The sequence below is a fragment of the Segatella sp. genome (assembly GCF_977051555.1).
The window spans coordinates 1-4,147 of sequence record NZ_CDRSSE010000082.1 but is presented as its reverse complement, the minus strand read 5'-3'; the positions used below and the strand labels follow the sequence as shown (position 1 = coordinate 4,147).

The 4,147-nt window shown below is 42.1% G+C and carries 7 protein-coding genes; 5 read left to right on the top strand and 2 right to left on the bottom strand.

Annotated elements, in window-relative coordinates; genetic code table 11:
- Positions 1-120: 120 nt before the first annotated feature.
- Together ACWJAO_RS13100 and ACWJAO_RS13095 are read left to right on the top strand one after the other, a co-directional pair.
- Positions 121-210, top strand: a complete 90-nt coding sequence (locus ACWJAO_RS13100) for a smalltalk protein (RefSeq protein WP_203054327.1) — start codon at positions 121-123, stop codon at positions 208-210.
- A 16-nt stretch (positions 211-226) separates the two neighbouring features.
- Positions 227-664 carry an N-acetylmuramoyl-L-alanine amidase gene (locus ACWJAO_RS13095; RefSeq protein ID WP_449140571.1) on the top strand — a complete coding sequence of 146 codons (438 nt, stop codon included), beginning with the start codon at positions 227-229 and terminating at the stop codon, positions 662-664.
- Positions 665-778: 114 nt separating this feature from the next.
- Here ACWJAO_RS13095 and ACWJAO_RS13090 read toward each other — a convergent pair whose 3' ends face one another.
- Together ACWJAO_RS13090 and ACWJAO_RS13085 are read right to left on the bottom strand one after the other, a co-directional pair.
- On the bottom strand, positions 779-1,240 hold the full coding sequence (locus tag ACWJAO_RS13090) for a hypothetical protein (protein ID WP_449140570.1): 462 nt from the start codon (positions 1,238-1,240) through the stop codon (positions 779-781).
- Positions 1,237-1,491 (bottom strand): hypothetical protein, encoded by a 255-nt coding sequence (locus ACWJAO_RS13085; protein WP_449140569.1) that lies wholly within the window; start codon positions 1,489-1,491, stop codon positions 1,237-1,239. The genes ACWJAO_RS13090 and ACWJAO_RS13085 overlap by 4 nt, the downstream gene beginning before the upstream one ends.
- Positions 1,492-1,752: 261 nt before the next feature.
- Between ACWJAO_RS13085 and ACWJAO_RS13080 the strand changes: the two genes are divergently transcribed.
- The 3 genes from ACWJAO_RS13080 (at position 1,753) to ACWJAO_RS13070 (ending at position 3,860) form a co-directional block, all read left to right on the top strand.
- Positions 1,753-2,271, top strand: a complete 519-nt coding sequence (locus ACWJAO_RS13080) for an HU family DNA-binding protein (protein ID WP_443967619.1) — start codon at positions 1,753-1,755, stop codon at positions 2,269-2,271.
- Between the two features lie 287 nt (positions 2,272-2,558).
- On the top strand, positions 2,559-2,651 hold the full coding sequence (locus tag ACWJAO_RS13075; RefSeq protein WP_449140568.1) for a DUF6486 family protein: 93 nt from the start codon (positions 2,559-2,561) through the stop codon (positions 2,649-2,651).
- A gap of 342 nt (positions 2,652-2,993) precedes the next feature.
- Positions 2,994-3,860 (top strand): Rpn family recombination-promoting nuclease/putative transposase, encoded by an 867-nt coding sequence (locus ACWJAO_RS13070; RefSeq protein ID WP_449140567.1) that lies wholly within the window; start codon positions 2,994-2,996, stop codon positions 3,858-3,860.
- The last annotated feature ends 287 nt before the right edge of the window (positions 3,861-4,147 follow it).

Genomic DNA, 4,147 nt, shown 5'->3' with positions numbered 1-4,147 from the left:
CAGTTCCTCCCCCGCCCTTCTTCATTCCAAAGACGCTTACTGAAACTAAATTTCAACCACTAAAACAAGCATGTGACTATCATTATCCACTTAGTATTAATCATTAAAAAACAAAGCAAAATGAAAAGAGTAAATTGGAAAACCATCATCAACTTCCTCATCACGGTATTAACAGCTGTAGCCAGCTCATTCTGTGTACAGAACTGCTAAAAGAAGGGAGGTTGCCATGACACAGAAACATCGTAGCATTTCACTCATCGTGATTCATTGTTCAGCCACGAGAGTGACTCAGGATTTCACATTCGAGCAGTTGGAGGCCTGCCATCTTGCCCGCGGTTTCAAGAGTATCGGTTATCATTATTACATCACAAAGGATGGTGTGGTATATCCGGGTCGTCCGGAGTCTGAGGTAGGAGCCCATGCCCGTCATTACAATGCCCACAGCATCGGCATCTGTTATGAGGGAGGTCTCGACAAGAACGGCAAGCCCGCCGATACGCGCACTCCAGCCCAGAATCAGGCTCTGTATTCGCTTCTGGAGAGCCTTTGCCTCTCCTATCCTGAAGCAGAGATACTGGGCCACCGCGATTTGCCGAACGTTCACAAAGACTGTCCGTCGTTTGATGTCAAGCGATGGCTGAAGGTGGTAGATTTCCACATCTAGCCGAAGCCAGAGGATATAGATGTTTATACTTAGAAAATTACTAAAAGAGGGTGTATCATGTAGTTATGACACACCCTCTTTTTTGTTTTAAGAACATAAACGCAGGCTCGTAAGTCAGCTAGGCGTATTAGAAAGAAATTCATCAACAAAAGACTGGGGAGTCATTATTTTGATTCGTTTATTATCTGAGACACCAACGAAGTCTTTAACATTGATAGTCAACAAAATGTCAGCACCACAATTAATAGCCGCCTGATATTGATAACTATCTTCTAAATCTCTAAAGTTTTCATCCTCAACTCCTTGTTTCAGTCCAAATCTTGAAGCAGACGAAATTTGGAAAGTGTCAAGAATGCGGAGCAGAATTTTCCTTTCCTGTACTAAACGTTCAGGATTGTAGATACTCATTCTTCGCAATTGTTTATCCACGAGAAAAGTGATGGTATAGAATCCTCCTTCAGACAAGAACAAAGTATGACTGGTAGATGCCAAGGTAAGAATTTTAGCCACAGCATCAAACAGAATTCTTTTTTCTAAAAATTCCGTTATAATATTGGTATCACAAAAGATTTTCATATCCCATATTTTTCTTCCAGATACTCATCACGCAGTTCTTTATCACTTTTATCTGAAGCGAACATGCCGCCCATTTCATCCCAACTGAACATTTTTGACTCAGCAGGAGCTTTCATATCTTCCTTTTCAGATATATCAACAACAATTTTTTGCAGGATTTTATTTACCCAATCCTCAATATTAAGTTTATCTTTTCTTGCAAAGATTGCCGCTTTGTCATATACATCTGATCTTAATGTAATTGTTGCCATAATAATCTTTTTCTATTTAGCAATTGCAAAACTACATTTTTTTATTGAAAGTGCCAAATGAATTTGAAAAAAAATGCATTATTTTACTCTTTTTCCTCATATAACGGAACTTTTTTTCCCGAATCCCTGCAAATCGCACAAATCGCATAGTTGGGGGTTCGGGAATGTTGTATCTTTGTATCGTCAATCAGAGAGGTTGATGCAGCAACGGTCTCGGCGGAGACACAGACTGCTTTTTACTAAAACTAAATTATTAAAAGTATGATTCTCATTAAGTTAGTGAAAAACAAGAACAAGACAATCAAGGAAGCGTATGGCAAATATTATGCGCGACCAGTAGTGACAGAAACCATCGGTATCGATGAACTCGCCGAACACATGGCGAGCCACAACACCCCATTCTCGAAGGGTGCTATCAAGGGTCTGCTCACCGACATGGTGAGCTGTGTGAAGGAGCTCGTACTCCAGAATAAGGCAGTGAAGATAGATAACCTCGCCATCTTCTCCATCGGCATCATCAACAAGATGGGAGCTGCCAGCATCAAGGAGTGGAGCCTTGCCAAGTTTGTAGAAGGCTACCGCCTCAGAGCACGTGCTACCGGCAAACTCAGCAACACACAGCTCTCTCTCGATGCCAACGCCAAGAACGCCATGGATCTCCTCAACTCTAGCGAGAGCGCTGCAGGCGATACCACCACTGGCGATACCACACAAGGCGGCGGAACATCACAAGGCGGTAGCACCGACGGAACAGGTGACAACGGAGACGGCCTCGAGTAGTCATCCGTCTCTCAAATATGCGAAACGACAGAAGAAGGAAGGAGTGAACTGACCGGCGACAGGGATATTCCGAAGGCACAAAGCGGCTGGTTTTCATCCTGACGATTACGGATAAACAGCAAATCATAACGACTCAAGAACCTGCCTTTTACGGGTATCCGGGCTGGCAGTTCCTCCCCCGCCCTTCTTCATTCCAAAGACGCTTACTGAAACTAAATTTCAACCACTAAAACAAGCATGTGACTATCATTATCCACTTAGTATTAATCATTAAAAAACAAAGCAAAATGAAAAGAGTAAATTGGAAAACCATCATCAACTTCCTCATCGGGGTATTAACAGCTGTAGCCAGCTCATTCTGTGTACAGAGCGTAAGTTAAGCCAGGGATTGGCTGAAACAGACAGATAAAAGTTTGTAATTTTTTTCATTATCAGATAAAGCAATTCCCCCATCCGGCTTGAGAAAGCAGGATGGGGGAATTATTTTAGTATATAATGCTTTTCATTCTAAGCGACTGAAGTTTCGCTAGGTTTGCCCTCCACACGCCCTGAAGGGGCGTACTGCTTCTGGACCTTCAGGACGTACTTAAACCACATGCGAAAGTGCAACATTCAACATTCAACATTCAACACTCTCAAACCTTTTTTAGAAATTTTTCCCTGAAATCTCTTGCGGGTTTGAAAATAAAACCGTAACTTTGCGGCATGGATTTTTAATATAGATGATTATGAAACAGGTAGAAGAAAGATATATCAGCTTGCTGACCGACTTCGGTTTCAAGCGAATTTTCGGAACAGCAATGAACAAGGATTTGCTCATTTGCTTCCTCAACAGCTTGTTTAATGGCAAACAGGTTGTAAAGGACGTGTCGTATCTGAACCCAGAGCACGTGGGAGATGTCTATACCGACCGCAGAGCCATCTTTGATGTATATTGCGAAGGCGAAAACGGCGAGAAGTTCATCGTAGAAATGCAGAACGCCTACCAGACGTATTTCAAGGATCGCGCCCTTTTCTACTCCACTTTCCCTATCCGCGAACAGGCACCAAAGGGGAATGAATGGGATTTCAAACTCAATCATGTCTATACCGTAGCCCTGCTCAACTTCAGTATGAACGAGGATGCATTCGACAAGGAGAAAATCCGCCATCATGTACAGTTGTGCGACACAGCTACCCATAAAGTATTTTACGACAAACTAGAATATATCTATGTAGAGATTTCCAAGTTCAACAAACCCCTGGAAGAACTGGATACCCTATACGAGAAGTGGCTCTATGCACTGAAGAATCTCTATAAGCTTACCCAGCGCCCTAAAGAGTTGTGCGATAAGGTTTTCGACCGGCTCTTCGAGGAAGCCGAAATAGCCAAGTTTACTCCGCAGGAAATGAGGGAGTACGAGACCAGCAAGATGGCATATCGCGATATCAAGAATTCCGTAGACACTGCTAAGCGTGAAGGTATAGCTGAAGGCATGAACCAGAAAGCCCTGGATATTGCCAGAAAGATGCTGGCTGATGGTGTTGACATCAATCTAATTATGAAGTATTCCGGACTTACCCAGGAACAGATAGAAAAATTGAAATAAGATATTATCTCAGAAATAACAGATAAAGAATTTCCCCCATCCTGCTTTCTCAAGCCGGATGGGGGATTAGTTTATTGGTATTTAACCATTTCTAAAACTATATTTTAGAGAACTTGAAATCTAACTTTTTTGGAAGCTATGAAAATAGTAAAAGCAAAGAAAGGGGGTGTGTCATAAGTCTGTGACGCACCTCTTTTTATTTTTTGCCTTTTCACAGATACGAAATCTTTAAAAAATATTTTTATTTACAACAAAGCCCAAACTTTCACAAGCTCGGGCTTTGCCTT